Raw genomic sequence first — 21,307 nt, 5'->3', positions numbered from 1 at the left:
ATTGAAATCCCTTTTATTGAAATATTCTTAAAATATCTTGATACGTGACAAAAATCATTAACAACATGACAAGTCCTAAACCACATAACTGCAAAGCAACCTTTACTTTTTCTGGTAATTCACGTCCAATAATCTTTTCAACAATCGCAAAAATGACTTGGCATCCGTCCAATGCAGGAATAGGCAATAAATTAAAGATACCAACATTGACAGAAAGCAAAGATAATAAATTTAAAATGTAAGTGATCTGCCCTGTTTCAGTCACTTGTGATGTCACCTGATAGATACCAACCGGTCCAGATAATTGTGTCACAGTTTCGCTAAAACGTGTAATCAGTTGACTCAAAGCCGCAAAAATAGCCATACTCATTTCACCAATAGAAATAAATGTATACTGAATAGCTTCAGCCACATTCATAGAACGTGTTGCCTGATAAATGCCTAGTTTATAAGCTTGTGAAGACTGGTCATACTTTAATGTTGCCTGTAAAGTTTCTGTTTTTCCTTGACGATCAACCTTCAATTTCACATGAATGGTATCAGCTGTTGTATTCAATCCTTTTTGTGTTAATTGAATATCTTCAAAATTGGATACCAGAATCACTTCTCCAGTTTCATTCACAGTCAATTCTTGAAGCACATCTCCAGCTTTTAAACCAGCCTGTTGAGCAGGAGAATTCTCTATGACCTGCCCTATTTGAGCATTTTGAACAGGTAATTGACCACTGATTACATTCACTCCAAAAGTCACGACAATAGCCAATACAAAGTTCATGAAAACACCAGCTAAAAAGATAATGACTTTTTGGTATGTTTTAATTCCTTTTAAAGTGCGTTCAATAGGAATATCTTTTAATTCTTCATCATCACTTTGTTCTTCACCTGCCATTGAAACAAAACCACCAAATGGTAATGCTCGAATTTCGTATTCTGTTTCTTTTCCTTTTTTAGACCATATCTTTGGTCCAAAACCAATGGAAAAATGAGAACAATAAACACCAAATATTTTTGCAGCAATAAAATGTCCAAATTCATGAATGATAATAATCGTTCCTAATATTAATAAAAATACTATTAAAGTAATAATTGTCTGCATCTATATTTCTCCTACTCTTTCTCGTACAAAATTTCTTGCCCATTGATCAATTTCAATAAGCTGTTCTAAAGTGGGATGATCAACCCAATGATGTGCTCGCATCGTTTCCTCAACATATTTTTCAATATCTAAAAAAGCAATTTTTTTAGATAAAAACAGTGCATTAGCCTGTTCATTTGCACCATTTAAAACACATGGCATGGAACCACCTTTACGTCCAGCTTCATAGGCTAAAGCTAAAGCATGGAAGCGATGAAAATCTGGTTTTTCAAAATGAAGTGTTCCCATATCACTTAAAGATAAATGTTTACCACCAAGTAAAGGCAAACGATGAGGATACGTTAAAGCATATTGAATAGGTAAACGCATATCTGGTGTCCCCAGTTGAGCAATAATGGCAGTATCTTGATATTCAACCATAGAGTGAATAATACTTTCTGGATGAATCAGCACTTCAATATCATCATAATCAACATCAAAAAGCCATTTGGCTTCCATCACTTCTAACCCTTTATTAAAAAGCGTTGCACTATCAATTGTAATTTTTGCTCCCATTGACCAATTAGGATGTTTTAAAGCATCTTCAACGCTCACATGTTCTAGTTCACTTCTTGATTTATCACGGAAACTCCCACCACTGGCTGTCAAAATAATCTTACGAATCTCTCCATGATATTCACCATTAAGAGATTGAAAAATAGCAGAATGTTCACTATCCACTGGCAATAATTGTACATTGTTTTCTTTGACCAATGGAATGATTAAATGACCCGCAACAACCAATGTTTCCTTATTGGCTAAAGCAATATCTTTATGAGCCTGAATAGCTTTCATTGTAGGAACTAATCCAGCAAACCCTACAATCGCATTTAAAACAATATCAATTTGTGGTAAAGTTGCAATTTGAATTAAACCATCCTGCCCACAATAGAAATAAACATCTTTATATTTTCTTTGAAGATATTCCATATCTTCTTGTTTTTGTACACAAATATGTTTTGCGTGAATAACAGTCATGATTTTTTCTAACAAATCAATATTTTTCCCAGCACTCATGGCAACAATTTCAAATTCATCACGATGATGTCTAACAACATCAACCGTCTGTTGACCTATCGAACCAGTTACTCCTAAAACACATATTTTTTTCATACTAAGCCACCACCATTGTTATAAAATGAAGTAAAATACCAAAAACCATTGCATTAAATAAAATCGAATCAAAGCGATCCAAGATTCCACCATGTCCTGGTAACAATTGAGAAAAATCTTTCACTTCAAATATTCGTTTCATACTACTAAATGTTAAATCTCCTATCTGACTTGTTATTGTTAAAATGAAACACATGACAATAAACCATACTAACGGCATATCTATTTGAATATATGCGCCATAAGCTCCAGAAAGAACCGTTCCTAAAATGATTCCACCAATTGAACCTTCAATGGTTTTTTTAGGAGAAAGACGAGGATTCAACTTATGTCTTCCTAAACACATCCCCGTAAAATATGCCCCTGTATCCGTTCCAAAAGTAGCCAAAGCCAGAATTAAAATATAATCAAAGCCATATGTTAAACGCAATTGATAAAGCATATGTAATCCCATACCAATTAAAACACCTGCTGTAAAATAATAACTTAATCTCAAAAAATTGATACCATCATCAAACATACTACAGGCCATCAATACAATCATGTATAAAATCATGATTTCACTTGAAATCAACAATGACTGATCAAAAAATAATGAATAAAACACAAACAATCCAACAATAGGATAAAGATAAAAATGAGCACGAGGACGATTACAGATAGAAAGCATTTCAAAAACAGCAACCCCTGCAACAATACCCAGTAAAATTTTAAAAGCTATTCCACCTAGAATAACACATGGCAGAATGACTGCTAAAAGGATCAATCCTGTGATAATGCGTGTTTTCATTTGACGACACCTCCAAATCTTCTTTCTCTACCTTGATATACAGCAATTGCATAATGTAGCCTTTCTTCATCAAAATCAGGCCATAATGTATCATCAAAAACAAATTCAGCATAAGCCAATTGCCAAAGCAGAAAATTAGAAAGACGTTTTTCTCCACTGCTTCTTACCATCAAATCAACTGGTGGTAAATCTTTTGTCATTAAATGCTTTTCAAAATAATCTTCATTAATATCATCTAATGAAATCTGACCATGTTTATATTCTTCACAAATGATTTTCGTTGCTTCAACAATCTCATCACGCCCACCATAAATAAAAGCAAAAGTTAAAATCAAACCATGATTACGTGATGTCTGTGATACAGCTTCTTCAATAATACGTCTTGTTTCTAAAGGTGCCATTTCCAAATGTCCAATATAACGAATCGAAACATCATTATCCATCAATTCTTTTAAATATAATTGAAAAAATTCTTTAGGCAATTTAAAAATATAATCCACTTCACTTGCTTCTCGTTTAAAATTTTCTGTAGAAAAAGCATAAACTGTCATTGCTTTTACACCTAAACGATTGGCTTCTAAAGCCAAAGTACGTATTGTTTTTGTTCCTTCATGATGACCATACGTACGTGGCATCTTTCTTTTTTTAGCCCAGCGACCATTGCCATCCATTATAAAAGCAATGTGTTGAGGAATATTGTTCATATCTAAATCATATTCTATTTCTCTTTTTTTCTTAAAAAACATACTGTCACCTCATAACCTTTTTGTATTATAACATAAAAGAAAGCAACATGCGAACTCTTATCAAAAAATATTCAACAAAAAAACTCCTGCTTTATGCAAGAGTCAAAAGAAACTAGACAGTCATTAAATCATTTTCTTTTTCTTTTGTTAATTGATCAATGATTTTGACATATTGATCAGTTAATTTTTGAACTTTTTCTTTACCAAGTTTTACTTCATCTTCAGTTAATTCAGCCTTTTCAACATCATCATTAGCACTTCTACGAATATTACGTAAAGCAACTTTTGCTTCTTCAGCATATTTTTTTGCTTGTTTGACATACTCTTTTCTTGTTTCCTCTGTTAATGCTGGAACATTGATACGTATGATTTCTCCATCATTTTGAGGTGTTAAACCAAGATTAGCTTCATAGATGGCATGTTCAATATCTTTTAAACTGTTGCGATCATAAGGCTTAATAACCAATTGACGTCCTTCAACAACAGAAATACCAGCTGTTTGATTTAAAGGTGTCATTTCACCCCAATAATTCACTTTCACTCTATCAAGCATCGTTGGATTTGCACGACCTGTTCTTACAGAAGAAAGTTCATGTTTAAAAGCTTCAATTGATTTTTCCATTTTTTCTTTTGTTTCTTCTAAAATAAGATCTAACATGTTTCATTCCCTCCTTTCGAAATAATTGTACCTATAGATTCGCCATTACATGCACGAGCAATATTACCATCTTCCTGCATATTAAATACACAAAGATCAATACCATTATCCTTACATAATGTAATAGCTGTCTGGTCCATAATATGTAAATCTTCATTTAAAACATCTAAATAAGTGATATGATCATATTTTTTAGCATTAGGATCAACTTTTGGATCAGCAGAATAAACACCATCAACACCATTTTTAGCCATTAAAATAACATCTGCATTCATTTCTGCAGCACGTAAAGCCGCTGTTGTATCAGTAGTAAAGAATGGACTTCCTGTTCCTGCTCCAAAAATGACAATACGATTTTTTTCCAAATGACGAACAGCCCTTCTTCTAATATAAGGTTCTGCCACTTCTTTCATATCAATAGCTGATAATAAACGTGTATCTAAACCAATGGCCTCTAACGCATTTTGTAAAGCCATACCATTCATGACAGTCGCTAACATACCCATATAGTCAGCTGCTGCTCTTTCCATACCCATGTCACTGCCTGTTTTTCCACGCCAGATGTTTCCACCACCACAAACAATAGCAATTTCAACACCTAAATCTTTTGCATCTTTAATTTGTCTGGCAACATCAGCCACGACTACAGGATTAATGCCAAACCCCTGTTCACCAGCTAATGCTTCACCACTTAATTTTAGTAAAACTCTTTTGTACTTCATATGATCTCTCCTCCATTTTACAAGAAAAGGGCACAATAAGTGTGTCCTCTCTATAAATTTCAATTATCCTCTCATTTGAGCAGCAACTTCTTCAGCAAAGTTTTCTTCACGTTTTTCCATTCCTTCACCAACTTCAAAACGTACCATTTCTAAAACTTTTCCGTTTCCTAAATATTGAGCTACTGTTTGATCAGAATCTTTAATGAACGCTTGATCTACTAAGCACATTTCTTTTAAGTTTTTATTTAAACGACCTTCAATCATTTTTTCAATGATATTTTCTGGTTTTGGTTTTGCACTCTTAGCATTTTCTTCCATAGCTTGAGCTTTTAAAACAGTTCTTTCGTGTTCTAAAATTTCAGCAGGAATAGCTGTTCTATCAATATATTGAGGAGCAATTGCAGCAACTTGCATAGCAATGTCTTTTGCTTTCACTTCATCAATACCAGCAGCTTTTACTAAAGCACACATTTTTCCACCCATATGTGAATAAGCACCAAAGATTTCATCATCATTTTTTTTCATCACTGCAAATCTTCTTAAGCTTAATTTTTCACCAATTTTACCACTCTTTTCAGCAATAACAGTTCCTAAATCTTTACCATCAACATCTAACTGTAAAGCAGCTTCAACATCTTGAGGTTTTGCATTAACAATTGCTTTTGCTGTTAAAGCAACTAATTCCTGGAACTCAGCATTTTTAGCAACGAAATCTGTTTCAGAGTTCACTTCAACAATTGCTGCAGCATCTCCATCTACGACAAATGCTGTTAAACCTTCAGCAGCAATACGATCTGCTTTTTTTGCAGCTTTTGCAATTCCTTTTTCTCTTAACCAGTCAAAAGAAGCCTCTAAATCACCATCACAAGCTTCAAGTGCCTTTTTACAATCCATCATTCCAGCACCAGTTTTTTCACGTAATTCTTTTACTAATTTTGCACTAATAGCCATTTTTTTCTCCTCCATCATTTTTTATAAAAAAAGGAAAGCATAAGCTTCCCCTCTTATTCATTATGCTTCAGTTTTTTCTTCTTTAACTTCAGCTGGTTTGCTTACTTCAGCATTTTTGTTATTTCTAGGACGTCCAGCATTTTTATATCTAGGTCCTTTTTGTTTATTTTCTTCTACAGAAGCGACAGCATCATTCATAGATACTTCTTTATCATCTTCATCTTTCACATAAGCAACTGTGACTGGTTCACCTTTTGCTTCACATACAGCATCAGCCATAGCTGCAACAATTAATTTAACAGCTCTAATAGCATCATCATTAGCTGGGATCACATAATCCACTTCATCAGGATCACAGTTTGTATCAACAATACCAAACACAGGAATACCTAAGATTCTTGCTTCTGCAACTGCATTGTGTTCAACTTTAGGATCAACAACAAATAAAGCATTTGGTAATCTTCTCATTTCTTTGATACCACCTAAGTTCTTTTCTAACTTAGCTTTTTCTTTCATAAGAAGAACTGCTTCTTTCTTTGTAAATAATTCTAAAGTTCCATCTTCTTCCATTTTTTCTAATTCTTTTAATCTTCTAATTCTCTTTTGAATTGTTTTAAAGTTAGTTAATGTTCCACCTAACCAACGAGAATTCACATAGAAACTTCCAGATCTTTCAGCTTCAGTTTGAACAGCTTCTTGAGCCTGTTTTTTTGTTCCTACAAATAAAACTTTTCCACCTTTCGCAACGATATCCATTAAAGCTGCATAAGCTTCATCAATTTTATCAGATGATTTCTTTAAATCAATGATATAGATACCATTTCTTGCTGTGAAAATGTATGGAGCCATTTTTGGATTCCATCTTTTTGTCTGATGTCCAAAATGAACACCAACTTCTAATAATTTTTTCATTGAAATTACTGCCATTGTAACTTCCTCCTTTTCGTTTTTTCCTCCATTGTTTCTAACACAAACCACCAATCGGCACTCGGTTCATGAATTCACAATGTGTGTATTTCTAATACCCGTAGTATAATACCATAACACATCAAAAAAAACAAGATACTTTCCTATTTTTTTATATTTTTTAAAAGAATCTCAACCATTTCTTTTTCATCTTTTATTTTTCCTTCCATCAGATAATAATTATGAAACCCTCTACGATAAATCAAACGCTGATGAACAATGGGTGGACACTTATTTAAAAAAGAAGGAATCATCCCATAATATGTTCTTAAATACACATAAATAAACCGATAATAACAAACCAGCTGATAAAACAGATATCCTATAATAATCAGTGTATTTGTCTGTAAATAAAAAAGAAAGAGTAAACAATAAACAAAGATAGATATTTTTAATGTTGTTAATAATGCTTTCTTTAAATCTATAATACTTTGTAAAAGCAAGCTTAGAAATCTACCACCGTCCAAAGGATAGATAGGTAAAAGATTAAAACACAAAACAAACATATTCATTGTTAATAAAAAGTCCTGATAAACACCATGACTTAACATTTGAATTCCTGCATAAATAAACAAATGACTACATGGTCCAGCAAGAACAACACACATTTCTTTCCAAATGGGCTGAAAATAAAAATCTTCTAAATACAAATAAGCACCAAAAGGTAAAATTTCAATTTTTTGAATTTGAAAACGAAAATAATATGCCATCAAAAGATGACATATTTCATGCAAACAGACAATTCCCAGTGTAGAAAGATACCATTTCAAATAGCCTCCCAGCCATGCAAAGACAAAATAAAGGAGTGTTAGAGGATGAATAGAAACTTTAAGATATAAGTTCTTCAAATGTTGAATAATCAATTTCCTGTTCACCTTGTGTAAAAATAATCATAACCTGATTGTCATATGTTCCTAAAATTGTAGCTTCTTCAACTTGATCATATAAGCCTACAAAAACATCCTGCATATTTCCAAAAGTCACTTCGACATTATTTTCCAAAAGAACCGTCACATAGTTTCCAAGTAGATTTTGTTTCCCAACATAAATCACACGCCCTGTTGCAAAATTCAACACTTCATTTGTTTGACTTTTATAATAATTATCTTTAACATGCGTGTAACTCACAGTTGAAGAAACAGTCATTGATGAATCCTGATTTTGAAAAGATAGGAAGTGTTGATTAAACCATTTGGTCACTTGAGAAAACTGCAAATCATTTAAAACGTAATCTCTTATATAGTCACCATGAGGACTCACCTTAACATAGGCACAAATCGCAATACCTACAAGTAAAGCAACCATTGCCTTAATCATTCCATTATATATTTTGGTAAAATGATGGTCAGTCAATACAGGGTGACGACGAGCCTTTCTTTTTTCTATTCGTCTTTTGATGTCATCAATATCATTCACAAGTTTTCACCTCATTTTAACTTATGAAAAAGATTATAAAAATATTATCCAAAAAGACGTTCTAATAAAGCTTTTCGTTTATTTTTTTGAAATGGAACTTCCTGTCCTTCCAGACGTTTGACAATACGATCAAAACAACGATAAAGATTTTCTTTTTTATTCATATAAATTGGTATTCCCTTATTATTCGCTTCAATCATATCATGTTCATCAAAAACGATACCAATTAAAGGAATAGACAAAATATCATAAGCTTCTTTTAATGAAGGGCAACGTCCTTTGAAAACATCTGTTTCATTATATTTATTGACAAGCATATGTAACTGATCCACACCCTGCTTTAAAAGTAAACCAACAACACGATCAGCATCTCTTAGAGAAACTATATCTAGATTCACTACAACAATGGCTTCCTTTGATAAACCACTGGCATATTGAAATCCTTTTTCAATCCCTGCAGGACTATCAATCAAAATATAATCAAAATCCTTTTTCAACTGTTCAACGACTTTAATCATATAGTCAAGATTCAAGTTTTCAAAAGATAGTGCTTTACATGCTGGTAAGAGATACAACGAAGGCATACGTTTATCTTTGACAAGAATTTGCTGGAGAGAACATTTATTAGAAATCACATCTTTAAGATCATAAATGACACGATTTTCTAATCCCAGCATAACATCTAAGTTTTTTAATCCAAAATCAGCATCTATTAAACAGACTTTTTTATTTGTATGAGCCAAAGCATAACCCAAATTAATAGTCACGCTGCTTTTCCCAACGCCACCTTTACCCGACGTAATCACAATTGTTCGACACATATTTTTCCTCCTTAGCCAAAATAATCTGATTATCTTTATAATAGATGCTTGTGAGTGCAGAAGTTGTCAAATCATGTAAGCACTGTTGATTTATTATAATTTGTGCTTTTTGGAAATCATGACCATATATTTTGACATCTTCATTCATTGCGACAATTGTTCCTTTGACTGTATTTAAAAAATAAACATCCTGATAACAATAAACATAGCTCCCTGTATTCACGATACCTAAAAATAATGTTTCATAATCAATTACCATTTCTTCACCATTATGCAACTGTTCTTTTCTGATTTGAACACGATGAGGTTGTTGTAAAAGTGTCATTCCATCAAATAAGATTCGCTCTTTTTGATTTAACAACATCAATAATTGTCCTAACTCATCATTAGACACTTCTCGACAACCAAAATCAAAAAAAGCTCTTGGATAATAACCCTCCTGTATAAATAGAGGTTGATCCAAAAGCTGATCTAAATCTTCTAAAAACTGATCAAAAGAACAGTTTTCCTGTACTTTCATAATAAGTCTGCCATTAATTCCTTTGACTTCAATATTCATTATTCCACCTCAATTTTCACTTTATTGTAAATCCAGTAAACCCCAATAGACAAGATTCCATTAAACAATAACGTTGGTAACAATTGCATCACAACAAATGAAACCATTGGATATCTTGTCATGTTGGTAATCCACATCAACCAATATACAATACATTCTTGAGCGAATATTGTCAAAATACAAAATATGATTGATTCAATGATATTTAAAGTGTCTAATTTAAAAAGATAAGAACGAACAAAGGCGATTAAACAATAAATAAGGATATATATGGCTAAAGAGTTAGCATAAACAATAGAATAATAAACACTGCATAGAGTTGCAAAAAAGTAACGTTCTGCTCCTGCTTCAATGGTTCTAACAAGCAAAGCAAACATCATTAAACCAAGACATGGTGTAATTGTTATACTTGTTTTCGTAAAATTATAGGGCAAAAAATAATGAATTGTACTATCGACAACAAAACAAAGGAACACCACTAAAAAGCATTTGACCAGATAACTATCCTGAACACGTTTTCTCATTGCGTATTCACCCTTTGTACTACAGCTACATCATTTAATTCATTAAAATCAACACTTGGCGTTACATCACAAACTGATTCTGTGGCATCATCACCACTTGTATAATTTTCAACAGTACCCACTAAAATGCCCTTTGGACTTTTTCCAACGCCACCTAAGCCACTCGTTACAACTTTCGCATTTTTTTCAATTTTTTCAACATCACTTAATAAAGTAATAGAATATTTATGTGTATTAATATCATAACGATTCAATAATCCATAGTATTCATCTTCGCCACTTATAATCATGACTGGCAATTGAGATTTGGCAGTTTCACTTGATAATAATGAAACTGTCGCAGAAATTTCACTCACATTAGTAATCGTTCCAATCATTCCCTGGGCATTTATAACGGCCATTCCTTCCTGTACCCCAGAAATCTTACCAAGATTAATGGTTACCTGATTATTCCAGTTTTGTGCATCCCTAGCAATAACATTCGTATATTTCACTTGATATTCAGTTGGTAAATATTCAATATCCATGATTTCTTTTAAATCATTTAATTCATTAGTAAGAACCTCATTCATAGCACTTTCTCGAGCTAGATTATCTAACTGTTCCTTTAATTTCGCATTTTCTTCATAAACATCTTTTAAATCATTATATTCTTCAAACAGACCAGTTACATATTGAATAGGAGCTTTAATGATATAATACTCCAGATTAGCTATAGTATCTTTAAATATAATTTCTATTCCTGAAGCCGAACGACTTGTCACCAATGTTACCACAGAAAATAAAACAAGGATAACAGTGGCAATAACAATTCTTTTTTTCTGTTTCGTCCATTTATTGCCTTTTCTATACAAAAATATCACCTCTTGTCATTCATACATTATAATATCTCCATATAAAAAAAGCAATTCATAAAAAATCTTTTATCAAATTCCTATATTTTCACATCATTCATGATAAAAAAACAACTGTTTAGCTTGTATACTATAAAACTGATTCCAGCCAACAATAATATGATCCATCACTTCAATTGCCATCATTTCTCCAAGTTTTTGAAACTGACTGGTTAATAAAACATCTTCTTCACTAGGCAATGCATCCCCACTAGGATGATTATGAATCAAGACAATTTTGGCACTATTGACAGCTATTGCTTCTTTAAAAACTTCTCTAGGTGTGACAACACTCATATTTAATGAACCAATAAAAATAGTTTTTTCTTTAATCACTTTATTTTTATTATCTAAGCATAACAACAAAAAATGTTCCTGTTTTAAAAACATTAGCTGATTATGCACTCTTTCAAAAATATCCAAAGGATTCAAAAGAGATTTTTCCATTGTAGAAACATCTTTTAATCTCTTAGCAATTTCTATAATACTTAATATTTCAATCGCTTTTGCCTGTTTAATTCCCTTTAAAGCTGTTAAATCGGCATAGGTCACATTACTCAATTGAGCAAAGCCACCAATTTGTTTTAAAAGACGTTGTGAAAGCTGAATAACTGATTCACTTTTATGTCCGGTCCTTAAAATCAAAGCCAATAATTCTACATTACTCAAATTTTCTATACCATAAGTTAACGCTTTTTCTCTCGGATTTTCTTCTAATGGTAAAGTTTTGATCATGACACATCACCTTGAGATAAATTATCTAAAAGCATTTGAGTTGTCGTAGATGAAGGAACTGTATAAGTTTTCATAATTCCTTTTACTTGTGTGGCATGTTTTTCAATGTCTTCTTTTTGTTCACTAATCATAGATAAAACATAATATTGATCATTTTTCATATAAGTATAGCCTTTAATACCCATGTCTTTGAGTTCTTTTAATTTTTGATCTTTATTGTCTGCTTCTTTATAAATCCCTACTTGATAGGCATATAATGTTTTTTGTCCTAAAGAACATCCATATGTAAAGACCAGCATAAAAGCCAATGAGCAAATCAAAGCCATGATAACAACTTTCCATTCAAACTTCATTTTCATCACCCCTTCTATTATATGCTTTCATGCATAAAAATATGAAAGGCTTAAAGCCTTTCATATCATCAATCACGCCATTCAATACTGATGAGTCTTGGTATTGAAATTCTTCCCTTTTTAGATTTAATAATCTTATAGGCTGCAGCTCCTAAAATTAAATAAAGTAAAGCTGTCGCAATAAGACTTCCTCCTTGAATTTCACATTGTTGCTGTAATGTTAACTCTTTCATGTTGACCCTTCCTTTCATCAGTAGCTCCCTATTATTTATATATACATTTTTTTCGCATTTTTCTTCTTAAAAATGAAAAAAAGTGAAATTTTTTTCAATTTCACTTTACATTTGATTTAATTTATCTTTCATTGTATTAAATTTTGATTGATAATCAGCCAGTTTCTGTTTTTCCTGTTCAACTTTTTGAGCAGGTGCCTTAGAAACAAAGTTTGGATTAGAAAGCATGGATTCACAACGCTTGATTTCATTTTCAAGCTTTTTAATTTCATCTTCCATTTTTTTCTTTTCAGCTTCTAAATCAATATAATCACCTAGTTCAATAATCAATGCATTTCCACCTTTAATCATTTCTGTTGCTACATTTGAAGATGTTTCAACATTATATCCAAAACAACGTGCATGACATAACTTATAAATATATGGAGAAAGATTTTCCAATAAATTTTCAAGCTGGTTATCCTGTGTTTGAATTGAATAAGCAATTTCAATAGCATTTTTTATAACATATTGGGCTCTTAAATTTCTAATCCCTTTAATAATATCAATCAAATAAACAAACTGATCTTGAATTATTTCATTATTGAAATCCGGATTAACTGTTGGCCAGTTTGCAATACAGATAGATGGCTGTAAATGAGGAATTGATAAATAAATTTCTTCTGTTACAAAAGGCATGAATGGATGTAATAATCTAACTATTGCGTTTAATACATAAACCAGTGTATTTTGGGTTGCTTTCTTTTCTATTTCATCATCACTGTTTAAATGAACTTTTGATAATTCAATATACCATGAACAAAAATCATCCCAGATAAAGTTATACAATTCACTACCAACATTAACAAATTCAAACTTATCCATATTCTCATCAACTGAAGTAATAACTTCGTTTAAACGATTTAAAATCCATTGATCAGCCAAATTCAAATGGTCAAAAGATAAATTCTGATAAGACATATCATCATCAATATTCATTAAAACAAATCGAGCACTATTCCATATTTTATTGATGAAATTCCATGCCGCATCTAGTTTTTCTGGAATATATCTTAAATCCATACCCGGTGCAGAATTAGTTGTTAAAAAGAAACGTAAAGTATCCGCTCCATATTGATCAATAACATCCATTGGGTCAACACCATTACCTAAAGATTTAGACATCTTTCTACCCTGTTCATCACGAATCAAACCATGAATCAAAACATTTTGAAATGGTCTTTGTCCTGTAAATTCTAATGACTGGAAAATCATTCGAGAAACCCAGAAAAAGATGATATCATAACCTGTTACCAATGTATCTGTTGGAAAATAACGTTGATAAAGTTCACTTTCTGTATTTGGCCATCCCATTGTTGAAAAAGGCCATAATGCACTTGAAAACCATGTATCAAGCACATCTTCATCCTGTTTCCAGTTTTCAATGTCTTGTGGTGGCTCTTTTCCTACATAAATTTCTCCTGTTTCTTTATGATACCATGCAGGAATTTGATGTCCCCACCATAATTGACGTGAAATACACCAGTCTTCAATATTTTCCATCCATTGTTTAAAAGTCTTTTCAAAACGTGGTGGCACGAATGAAACTTTAGAATCTTTCATCTGATTTTCTAAGGCTGCATTCGCTAATGGTTTCATTTTTACAAACCATTGCTTAGATAAATAAGGTTCTACAATAGCATGACTTCTTTCAGAATGCCCTACTTGATGCATATGTTTTTCAATATGATCAACGACACCTCTTGATTCAAAATCGTGAACTAGAGCTTCACGACATTCAAAACGATCCATTCCCTGATAAGGTCCACATAATTCATTCATTGTGCCATCATCATTCATACATTTAGGCATTGCTAATTGATATTTTTTAGCAAGAGCAAAGTCATTAGGATCATGCGCAGGTGTACATTTCATAACAGCTGTTCCAAAGCTCATATCAATATAACTATCTGCCATAATTGGTAAGGCTTCACCATTAGCCGGGTTAATAGCATGTTTTCCAACCAGATGCTGATATCTTGTATCATCAGGATGAACAAAGATAGCCTGATCGGCAAACATTGTTTCTGGACGTGTTGTTGCGATAACTAGATTTTCACCTGTTTCCACAACTTCGTAATTGAAATAATACATATGTCCTTCAATTTCTTTATGAATAACTTCAATATTAGATAAAGCCGTGCGTTGTACTGGATCCCAGTTAATAATACGTTCTCCTTGATAAATATAACCTTTTTTATAAAGTGTTACAAAAACAGTTTTGACTGCTTCACTTAATCCTTCATCTAATGTGAAACGTTCTTTTGTGTAATCAAGAGAAAGACCTAATTTTTCCCATTGACTACGAATAATAGAAGCATATTCTTCTTTCCAAGACCATGCTTTTTCTAGAAATTTTTCACGTCCTAAATCATAACGAGAAATTCCGTCTTCTCTTAGACGTGCTTCCACTTTAGCCTGTGTTGCAATCCCCGCATGATCCATTCCCGGTAACCACAAAGCATCATAGCCTTGCATTCTTTTATAACGAATAATCATGTCTTGTAAAGTTGTATCCCAAGCATGTCCCAAGTGAAGTTTTCCTGTTACATTTGGTGGTGGAATAACAATACTATATGGTTTTTTAGAAGTGTCTCCAGCTTCAAAATAGTGATGATCTAACCATGTGCGATATTTCCCTTCTTCAACAGCTTTATGATCATATTTCGTCGCTAATTCTTTCTTCATTATTTTCAACTCCCTCTTTCAAATCTTCTTCTGGTATTTCATAATCATAGAAATCTTCCTTATGATCTAAAACATATTGCGTTAATTTTTCATTGACATTTGTTGTGCTGACAAGAGTAATAAACTCATTGGTAAAGTCAGTAAAATTATAGCGTGAATAATCTCCCATTTCTGGATCATCTTCATCATCATCTTCGTCATTTTCAATAATTTCAGCAAAACGTCTTGCTGCCTTCATTAAATCAGCCAATTCATGTGCTCCAATTCTTTCAAATATATCTACAATCATTGGCACAAATGGTTGACTGGCAGGACTTAAAAAGAAACTATGTAATGATGCATTACGACCTTCTAAAGATGTTGTAATCATATAAATGCCATAAACTGTTTTTTCACTTTCGTTCATTTGTTCAAAATAATGTTCAAAATCATCATTTTCTTTTCTCATACAATGAAACAAAGCAGCTGCTGTCACATCTTCTCTAGGACATACATCTAAGACACCCGGTCTTAAATATGAATATTTTTCTTTCTTTTCCTCATATTCCAGTAATGCTTTTTGACGTTGTGCCTTTCCTTCATTAATTCTTTTCATAAAGAAATAACCTAAAAAAATCAAAGCTGCAATAAATAATCCCCATATAATATAATTTGCCATTTTTCTCCTCCTTCAATAAAAAAGAACATTCGTATAAGGACGAATGTTCGTGGTACCACCTTAATTTATATACTGATCGTATACCTCAAAACTTTAACGCAGTTCTACGTGTTTACCTACTCCTCTTTCAGAAAACAGACTCAAAGGCTACCTTCCATTTCTTCTTCTATCTCTTTCCACCACCCAGAGATTCTCTATCAGAATACAAAATGTACTCCTCCTCATCAACGTCTACTATATTCTAACAAACCTCATTATGAAAGTCAATTATAACTGTGTAATAAAATGATGAACAGAATCTAAATAATATAATAAACGTGACAATTTAATGATATTATCAATCTCATCATGTTCAAATTGAATAATAGGTACAATATTCATTAAACAACAAAGCAAAAGTTTTTCTTCTTTTCTTAGTTCAAATTTTTTTAAATAAGATTGACTTAAACAATCTAAATCAAAAAGAATATCTGGTATTTTTTGATACATATCAAATATATCGTAAATAGGTAAATCCATTTCCATATAATCCAATGAAATCAAACATTTATGTTTTAGTGAAATATGCTGATAATCAAAATTTTTATAAGTCAGACATATACGAATAGAATGACATTCTTGAATACAATTCATATACTGCGATAGATATTGCTTTGCCAAAGCTAAAGCATCATATATACGATAATAATTCATAACCAGCATCCATTGACTTGGTGAACGGTAGACTTCATTTTCATAGCTTTCTATCATTTTTTCATAATATTGAAAACGTTCATTGATGACCTTTAAGACATCCTTTTCAAGAGTGTGAAAATATTGCTGATTCACTTTCATATCATAAAAACTATGTTCATGTAAATAAGCTAATGTTTCAAAATAAAATTGAATCTTCATTTCCTTAAGATGTTGTGATCCGCTTTCAATAAAAGGCATTAAATAAAGATATTGATGCTGATAAATAGTTAAATATTCATGATGAAGATTAGGTATAATATGAACAAAACATGATAAATTTAATGTTTCCACTAAATCATACATGTTTTGTAAAGATTTTTGAGATGTGATTTTCACTACGAAATAACCTTCATGACACTTCAGTTTAAAAACATGGCTGCTTAACTTAATTTCACCAATCACATGAAAATCATAATTTTTTAAAATAACATCTTTCATATCACATAAGGTATAATCACAATCGTTCCTGACGTCAAAGAACGTTCATGATTATAAGATTTTAAAGCATATTCATCTATTTGATAATGTCTGGCGATTGTTTCATAACTATCACCATCTTGAACAACATAAAAATAATATGTTCCCAGATCTTCCTCCAGATCATCGTTTTCTTCTAAAACAGGTACTTCTTTTGGTTTTTCTGAAATGACTGAGTCATTGACAGCTGATTCCTGTTTATCTATAACATCTACAATTTTTTCTTCTTCTCTCAATAACTTTTCAATTTCTTCTGCTGAATCCATATCATGATCTTGTTCAACGGTATCAACAACACGATCTTCATCATCAAGAACTCCATAGACACAAGCTTGAATCACGAGAGATAAATTTCCATCAACCAAGTGATAATCAAAATCCTCAACTTTCACATGAAAATCTCTCTTATCTGTAATTTTCTCAAATAAAGCAAAAATATCTAAATCTATCGTTTCATGAAACTGATGTTTTTCCTGTCTATCTTTATATTCACCATTAATCATGATACTGCCAATCGCACGCATCCCATCTGTTTCCATTTTATAACGTATAGATTCATCAACAGATATAGAAATCAACTCATTTAATTGATGATTTAAATCAACCTTTTTCTTAAAATAAATTTTCTGCATACAATCCCTCCTAACAAACTGTATGCTTTTATTGAAAGAATATGAACATTCTTTCAATAAAAAAAGTAGACTTTAACATCTACTTCTTCGTTTGAATAAGTTCTAATGCCTGTTTTAAAACAGATTTTCCATTCATCATTCCATAATCTTTCATATCTATATGAGCAACAGGTACACCCGGTGCTTCAGCTTCAATCTTACGTTGAGCATAACGAACTTGTGGCCCTAATAAAATAATATCTGCTTTTGCAGCATTGGCTTTCACTTCATTTGCTCCAACAGCCCATATATCAGCTTCAATACCTTGTTCTGATGCCGCTTTAATCATTTTCTCTACAAGCAAACTTGTTGACATACCAGAAGCACAGCATAACATAATATGTATCATTTTCTTCCCCTCCTCGTAATTATTATACATAAATTATTTTCATTTGTTAAGAGTTGGTTTGACTTAAGTCGTCAGAGCTTTCTTCATTTATCATATTTATTTTATTTCATCATGATTATCACAAAGCTTAAAAATATCCTGCCATAATTCATCAATACCCACTTTATTCAAACTAGAGAAACGAACAAACATATCTCCTTTTTGAAAATCTAAAGTTTCTTTGATACGTTTTTCATTTTTCTTTAAATCATTGCGTTTTAACTTATCTTCTTTTGTAGCTACAACGATGACTGGTATTTGATAATATTTAGCATATTGATACATTTGAATATCATCACGTGTTGGTTTATGACGATAGTCAACAATTAAAATCAAACCTCTTAATAATTCTCGATCTCTCAAATACGTATCAATCATATCAGCAAAGCTTTCTTTAATAGAATCACTTACCTTTGCATAACCATAACCAGGTACATCTACAAGACAAACTTCATCATTAATGTTAAAAAAGTTTAATGTTCGTGTTTTTCCGGGTGTTCCCGATACTTTGGCCAGTTTTTGATGATTTGTGAGTGTATTAATCAAACTTGATTTTCCTACATTACTACGCCCAGCCAGACATATTTCAGGTAAATCATGATCAGGCCACTGTGATTTCCATGCGGCACAAAGCAAAAACTGTGCTTTATTCACTTTATACATAGTTTTCTCCTTTCAAAAAAAGCCACTGATAAATCAGCAGCTTTATTGTTTCACTAAAGCATTTTCCAAAACAGTATCAATATTATCTGCTAATATAATATTTAAATCATTTTGAACAGATTGAGGAATATCATCAATATCTTTTTCATTATCTTTAGGAATGATAATTGTACGAATACCACTGCGATGTGCAGAAATAGATTTTTCCTTCAAACCGCCTATAGGAAGGACTTGCCCTCTCAATGTAATTTCGCCCGTCATAGCAACATCATCTCGAACTGGACGATTACTGAAAGCTGATAAAATTGCAGTTGTTAATGTGACACCAGCACTTGGCCCATCTTTTTTCACGGCTCCTTCTGGAACATGAATATGAATATCCTGTTTATCAAATTCAATATTTTCTAATCCATATTTTTGTGAATTAGCTTTCATATAATCTAAGGCAATAGATGCTGATTCTTTCATCACATCACCTAATTGACCGGTAATAATAAATTTCCCACTACCTGCAAAGTGATTAACTTCAATCGGTAAAATATCTCCACCATATTGTGTATATGCCATTCCAGTCACCACACCAACTTGCGGTTTATCTAATTTTTTTGTATGTTCAAATGGTGCTTTACCAAGATATTCTTCTAAATCATCAACATTTAAAGACAATACTAAAGACTGATCTTTAAGTATTTTCAAAACAGCTTTACGACAGATTTTCGCAATCAGTCTTTCTAACTGTCTTACTCCCGCTTCACGTGTATAATGACGAATCACATGCATCGTTGCTTCATCACTCAGTTGTAATTGTTCTGGTTTTAAACCATGAACAGCGAGTTCTTTTTTCAATAAATGTCTTTTCGCAATTTCTAATTTTTCCTGTTCTGTATAAGAAGAAATTTCAATAATTTCTAATCTATCTCTTAATGGATCTGGAATGCTTCCCAAATCGTTTGCTGTCGCAATAAATAATACTTTTGATAAATCATAAGGTTCTTCTAAATAGTTATCAGAGAAAAACTGATTTTGTTCTGGATCAAGAACTTCCAGCATTGCACTTGTCGGATCACCCTTATAATCACTAGACATCTTATCTATTTCATCTAACAAGAAGACAGGATTAATAACACCCGCTTTCTTCATACCTTGAATAATTCTTCCTGGCATAGAGCCTAAATAAGTTCTACGATGTCCTCTAATTTCAGCTTCATCTCTTACACCACCTAAAGAAGCCTTTACAAATTTTCTTCCTAAAGCTCTGGCAATAGATTTAGAAATAGAAGTTTTACCAACACCTGGTGGACCAACTAAACAAATAATTGGGGCATTTAAAGACTGTGTCATTTGTTTAACAGCTAAATGTTCAACAATTCTTTCTTTTGGTTTTTCTAATCCAAAATGATCTTCATTAAGAATTCTTTCAACTTCATTGATATCCTGTGTATCTTCAGTTTCCTGATACCAAGGTGTTTTCATCACCCAATCAATATAAGTTCTAACAACATTTGCTTCTGAAGAAGCAGGTGGCATCATATCATAACGTTTTAATTCTTCTTCAATCTTATCTTTAATATGTTGAGGATAAGGTTGATTTTGAATTTCTTCACGAATATAATCCGTATCATCTTCTTTACTTGGCGTATCCCCAAGTTCTTCTTTAATCGCACGAAGTTTTTCTCTTAAATAATATTCTCTTTGATTTTCATCAATACTTTCTTTGACCTTGATATTAATTTTTTCTTCGATTTCGTTAATTGTTTTTTCTTCTTCCATACTAGCAAGAACCAACAATAAACGTTTATTAATATCACATTCAGATAAAATTTGTTGTTTTGTCTTTAATTCAACATTAATATATTGTCCAATCGTATCAGCCAATGCACTGGCACTCATTCCTTGAGATAAGCTGGCAAAGACTTCACGTGGAAAAACTTGAAGATTTTTATGCATTGTCTGCATTTGATCTGTAATTTTTCTAACCAAAGCAATTTCTTCAGCACGATCTCCATGAATATCTTCAAGATATTTTGTTTTCGCAAAAAGACAACCATCTCTTTCTTCAAGATTTAAGATTTCGACTCTTTTTTGACCTTCAACAGTCAATTTAATTGTTCCATGATTATCTCTTTTAATTCTTCTTTTAATCTTACATAATGTTCCATAATGATAAACATGATCAAAATCTGTATTTTCATCAAGTGGATTTTTTTGAGAAATAAATACAACATTTTCATCAAATTCATTCACACTTAATTCAATTGCTTTCAGACTAAAACTTCTTCCTACATCTAAAGAAATTTCATGAGATGGAAAAACAACCATCCCCCTGGTACAAATGACGGGTAAATCAACAACAATATCTAATTCATCCATAAT

At 32.0% G+C, this 21,307-nt stretch carries 23 protein-coding genes, 1 pseudogene and 1 other annotated feature; all 24 genes and pseudogenes read right to left on the bottom strand.

The window, feature by feature from the left end:
* Positions 1 to 13 precede the first annotated feature (13 nt).
* Positions 14 to 1,096 carry an RIP metalloprotease RseP gene (gene rseP, locus KEC48_RS03185; protein WP_087357463.1) on the bottom strand — a complete coding sequence of 361 codons (1,083 nt, stop codon included), beginning with the start codon at positions 1,094 to 1,096 and terminating at the stop codon, positions 14 to 16.
* Positions 1,097 to 2,248 carry a 1-deoxy-D-xylulose-5-phosphate reductoisomerase gene (locus KEC48_RS03180; protein WP_211964309.1) on the bottom strand — a complete coding sequence of 384 codons (1,152 nt, stop codon included), beginning with the start codon at positions 2,246 to 2,248 and terminating at the stop codon, positions 1,097 to 1,099.
* A 1-nt stretch (position 2,249) separates the two neighbouring features.
* Positions 2,250 to 3,038: a phosphatidate cytidylyltransferase gene (locus tag KEC48_RS03175; protein ID WP_087357465.1), complete on the bottom strand. Its 789-nt coding sequence runs from the start codon at positions 3,036 to 3,038 to the stop codon at positions 2,250 to 2,252.
* On the bottom strand, positions 3,035 to 3,784 hold the full coding sequence (locus KEC48_RS03170; protein ID WP_087357466.1) for an isoprenyl transferase: 750 nt from the start codon (positions 3,782 to 3,784) through the stop codon (positions 3,035 to 3,037). Before KEC48_RS03170 ends, KEC48_RS03175 begins: the two co-directional genes overlap by 4 nt.
* 112 nt (positions 3,785 to 3,896) lie before the next feature.
* Complete coding sequence (gene frr, locus KEC48_RS03165; protein ID WP_087357467.1) at positions 3,897 to 4,442, bottom strand: ribosome recycling factor; 546 nt, start codon at positions 4,440 to 4,442, stop codon at positions 3,897 to 3,899.
* Positions 4,436 to 5,164 carry a UMP kinase gene (gene pyrH, locus KEC48_RS03160; RefSeq protein ID WP_205088798.1) on the bottom strand — a complete coding sequence of 243 codons (729 nt, stop codon included), beginning with the start codon at positions 5,162 to 5,164 and terminating at the stop codon, positions 4,436 to 4,438. Before pyrH ends, frr begins: the two co-directional genes overlap by 7 nt.
* A gap of 63 nt (positions 5,165 to 5,227) precedes the next feature.
* Positions 5,228 to 6,115, bottom strand: coding sequence for a translation elongation factor Ts (gene tsf, locus KEC48_RS03155; RefSeq protein ID WP_211964308.1), 888 nt, complete (start codon positions 6,113 to 6,115; stop codon positions 5,228 to 5,230).
* Between the two features lie 234 nt (positions 6,116 to 6,349).
* Positions 6,350 to 7,042: pseudogene (gene rpsB, locus KEC48_RS03150) on the bottom strand (30S ribosomal protein S2); the annotation flags it as partial.
* A gap of 143 nt (positions 7,043 to 7,185) precedes the next feature.
* Entirely contained in the window at positions 7,186 to 7,944 is a 759-nt protein-coding gene (locus tag KEC48_RS03145) for a site-2 protease family protein (RefSeq protein WP_211964306.1), read from the bottom strand.
* The gene (locus KEC48_RS03140) at positions 7,910 to 8,497 is read right to left on the bottom strand and encodes a M23 family metallopeptidase (protein ID WP_205088801.1); all 588 of its coding nucleotides are present in this window, start codon (positions 8,495 to 8,497) and stop codon (positions 7,910 to 7,912) included. Before KEC48_RS03140 ends, KEC48_RS03145 begins: the two co-directional genes overlap by 35 nt.
* Positions 8,498 to 8,541: 44 nt before the next feature.
* The gene (gene minD, locus KEC48_RS03135; RefSeq protein ID WP_087357473.1) at positions 8,542 to 9,318 is read right to left on the bottom strand and encodes a septum site-determining protein MinD; all 777 of its coding nucleotides are present in this window, start codon (positions 9,316 to 9,318) and stop codon (positions 8,542 to 8,544) included.
* Complete coding sequence (locus KEC48_RS03130; RefSeq protein WP_087357474.1) at positions 9,287 to 9,877, bottom strand: hypothetical protein; 591 nt, start codon at positions 9,875 to 9,877, stop codon at positions 9,287 to 9,289. The genes minD and KEC48_RS03130 overlap by 32 nt, the downstream gene beginning before the upstream one ends.
* Positions 9,877 to 10,401, bottom strand: a complete 525-nt coding sequence (locus tag KEC48_RS03125) for a hypothetical protein (RefSeq protein WP_087357475.1) — start codon at positions 10,399 to 10,401, stop codon at positions 9,877 to 9,879. The genes KEC48_RS03130 and KEC48_RS03125 overlap by 1 nt, the downstream gene beginning before the upstream one ends.
* Positions 10,398 to 11,255, bottom strand: a complete 858-nt coding sequence (gene mreC, locus KEC48_RS03120; RefSeq protein ID WP_205088802.1) for a rod shape-determining protein MreC — start codon at positions 11,253 to 11,255, stop codon at positions 10,398 to 10,400. Before mreC ends, KEC48_RS03125 begins: the two co-directional genes overlap by 4 nt.
* 93 nt (positions 11,256 to 11,348) lie before the next feature.
* The gene (gene radC, locus KEC48_RS03115) at positions 11,349 to 12,029 is read right to left on the bottom strand and encodes a DNA repair protein RadC (RefSeq protein WP_087357477.1); all 681 of its coding nucleotides are present in this window, start codon (positions 12,027 to 12,029) and stop codon (positions 11,349 to 11,351) included.
* Entirely contained in the window at positions 12,026 to 12,382 is a 357-nt protein-coding gene (locus tag KEC48_RS03110) for a hypothetical protein (RefSeq protein WP_211964305.1), read from the bottom strand. The genes radC and KEC48_RS03110 overlap by 4 nt, the downstream gene beginning before the upstream one ends.
* Positions 12,383 to 12,450: 68 nt before the next feature.
* Entirely contained in the window at positions 12,451 to 12,615 is a 165-nt protein-coding gene (locus tag KEC48_RS03105) for a hypothetical protein (RefSeq protein ID WP_164483534.1), read from the bottom strand.
* Between the two features lie 105 nt (positions 12,616 to 12,720).
* Positions 12,721 to 15,345 carry a valine--tRNA ligase gene (locus KEC48_RS03100; RefSeq protein ID WP_349291054.1) on the bottom strand — a complete coding sequence of 875 codons (2,625 nt, stop codon included), beginning with the start codon at positions 15,343 to 15,345 and terminating at the stop codon, positions 12,721 to 12,723.
* Positions 15,314 to 16,000 (bottom strand): DUF4375 domain-containing protein, encoded by a 687-nt coding sequence (locus KEC48_RS03095; RefSeq protein WP_211964301.1) that lies wholly within the window; start codon positions 15,998 to 16,000, stop codon positions 15,314 to 15,316. The genes KEC48_RS03100 and KEC48_RS03095 overlap by 32 nt, the downstream gene beginning before the upstream one ends.
* Positions 16,001 to 16,032: 32 nt before the next feature.
* Positions 16,033 to 16,237, bottom strand: a binding site (T-box leader).
* Positions 16,238 to 16,267: 30 nt separating this feature from the next.
* Entirely contained in the window at positions 16,268 to 17,173 is a 906-nt protein-coding gene (locus tag KEC48_RS03090; protein ID WP_211964300.1) for a hypothetical protein, read from the bottom strand.
* Positions 17,170 to 17,844, bottom strand: a complete 675-nt coding sequence (locus KEC48_RS03085; RefSeq protein ID WP_205088806.1) for a LysM peptidoglycan-binding domain-containing protein — start codon at positions 17,842 to 17,844, stop codon at positions 17,170 to 17,172. Before KEC48_RS03085 ends, KEC48_RS03090 begins: the two co-directional genes overlap by 4 nt.
* Before the next feature lie 79 nt (positions 17,845 to 17,923).
* Positions 17,924 to 18,232, bottom strand: a complete 309-nt coding sequence (locus KEC48_RS03080) for a PTS sugar transporter subunit IIB (RefSeq protein WP_087357483.1) — start codon at positions 18,230 to 18,232, stop codon at positions 17,924 to 17,926.
* A 96-nt stretch (positions 18,233 to 18,328) separates the two neighbouring features.
* Positions 18,329 to 18,934 carry a ribosome biogenesis GTP-binding protein YihA/YsxC gene (gene yihA, locus KEC48_RS03075; protein ID WP_211964298.1) on the bottom strand — a complete coding sequence of 202 codons (606 nt, stop codon included), beginning with the start codon at positions 18,932 to 18,934 and terminating at the stop codon, positions 18,329 to 18,331.
* Between the two features lie 42 nt (positions 18,935 to 18,976).
* Complete coding sequence (gene lon, locus KEC48_RS03070; RefSeq protein ID WP_211964296.1) at positions 18,977 to 21,304, bottom strand: endopeptidase La; 2,328 nt, start codon at positions 21,302 to 21,304, stop codon at positions 18,977 to 18,979.
* Between the last annotated feature and the right edge of the window lie 3 nt (positions 21,305 to 21,307).

This window comes from Clostridium sp. C1 (assembly GCF_018223625.1).
Taxonomy (GTDB): domain Bacteria; phylum Bacillota_I; class Bacilli_A; order Erysipelotrichales; family Coprobacillaceae; genus Allocoprobacillus.
This window is presented reverse-complemented; position numbering and strand designations above follow the sequence as displayed.

Excerpts from the sequence above, each read along its gene's own strand:
- frr (WP_087357467.1), bottom strand. The coding sequence starts at position 4,442 with ATGTTAGATCTTATTTTAGAAGAAACAAAAGAAAAAATGGAAAAATCA.
- yihA (WP_211964298.1), bottom strand. The coding sequence starts at position 18,934 with ATGTATAAAGTGAATAAAGCACAGTTTTTGCTTTGTGCCGCATGGAAA.
- KEC48_RS03085 (WP_205088806.1), bottom strand. The coding sequence starts at position 17,844 with ATGCAGAAAATTTATTTTAAGAAAAAGGTTGATTTAAATCATCAATTA.
- lon (WP_211964296.1), bottom strand. The coding sequence starts at position 21,304 with ATGGATGAATTAGATATTGTTGTTGATTTACCCGTCATTTGTACCAGG.
- tsf (WP_211964308.1), bottom strand. The coding sequence starts at position 6,115 with ATGGCTATTAGTGCAAAATTAGTAAAAGAATTACGTGAAAAAACTGGT.
- KEC48_RS03125 (WP_087357475.1), bottom strand. The coding sequence starts at position 10,401 with ATGAGAAAACGTGTTCAGGATAGTTATCTGGTCAAATGCTTTTTAGTG.
- KEC48_RS03180 (WP_211964309.1), bottom strand. The coding sequence starts at position 2,248 with ATGAAAAAAATATGTGTTTTAGGAGTAACTGGTTCGATAGGTCAACAG.
- KEC48_RS03175 (WP_087357465.1), bottom strand. The coding sequence starts at position 3,038 with ATGAAAACACGCATTATCACAGGATTGATCCTTTTAGCAGTCATTCTG.
- KEC48_RS03105 (WP_164483534.1), bottom strand. The coding sequence starts at position 12,615 with ATGAAAGAGTTAACATTACAGCAACAATGTGAAATTCAAGGAGGAAGT.
- KEC48_RS03130 (WP_087357474.1), bottom strand. The coding sequence starts at position 9,877 with ATGAATATTGAAGTCAAAGGAATTAATGGCAGACTTATTATGAAAGTA.
- KEC48_RS03080 (WP_087357483.1), bottom strand. The coding sequence starts at position 18,232 with ATGATACATATTATGTTATGCTGTGCTTCTGGTATGTCAACAAGTTTG.
- KEC48_RS03090 (WP_211964300.1), bottom strand. The coding sequence starts at position 17,173 with ATGAAAGATGTTATTTTAAAAAATTATGATTTTCATGTGATTGGTGAA.
- radC (WP_087357477.1), bottom strand. The coding sequence starts at position 12,029 with ATGATCAAAACTTTACCATTAGAAGAAAATCCGAGAGAAAAAGCGTTA.
- KEC48_RS03110 (WP_211964305.1), bottom strand. The coding sequence starts at position 12,382 with ATGAAGTTTGAATGGAAAGTTGTTATCATGGCTTTGATTTGCTCATTG.
- minD (WP_087357473.1), bottom strand. The coding sequence starts at position 9,318 with ATGTGTCGAACAATTGTGATTACGTCGGGTAAAGGTGGCGTTGGGAAA.
- pyrH (WP_205088798.1), bottom strand. The coding sequence starts at position 5,164 with ATGAAGTACAAAAGAGTTTTACTAAAATTAAGTGGTGAAGCATTAGCT.
- KEC48_RS03170 (WP_087357466.1), bottom strand. The coding sequence starts at position 3,784 with ATGTTTTTTAAGAAAAAAAGAGAAATAGAATATGATTTAGATATGAAC.
- KEC48_RS03095 (WP_211964301.1), bottom strand. The coding sequence starts at position 16,000 with ATGGCAAATTATATTATATGGGGATTATTTATTGCAGCTTTGATTTTT.
- rseP (WP_087357463.1), bottom strand. The coding sequence starts at position 1,096 with ATGCAGACAATTATTACTTTAATAGTATTTTTATTAATATTAGGAACG.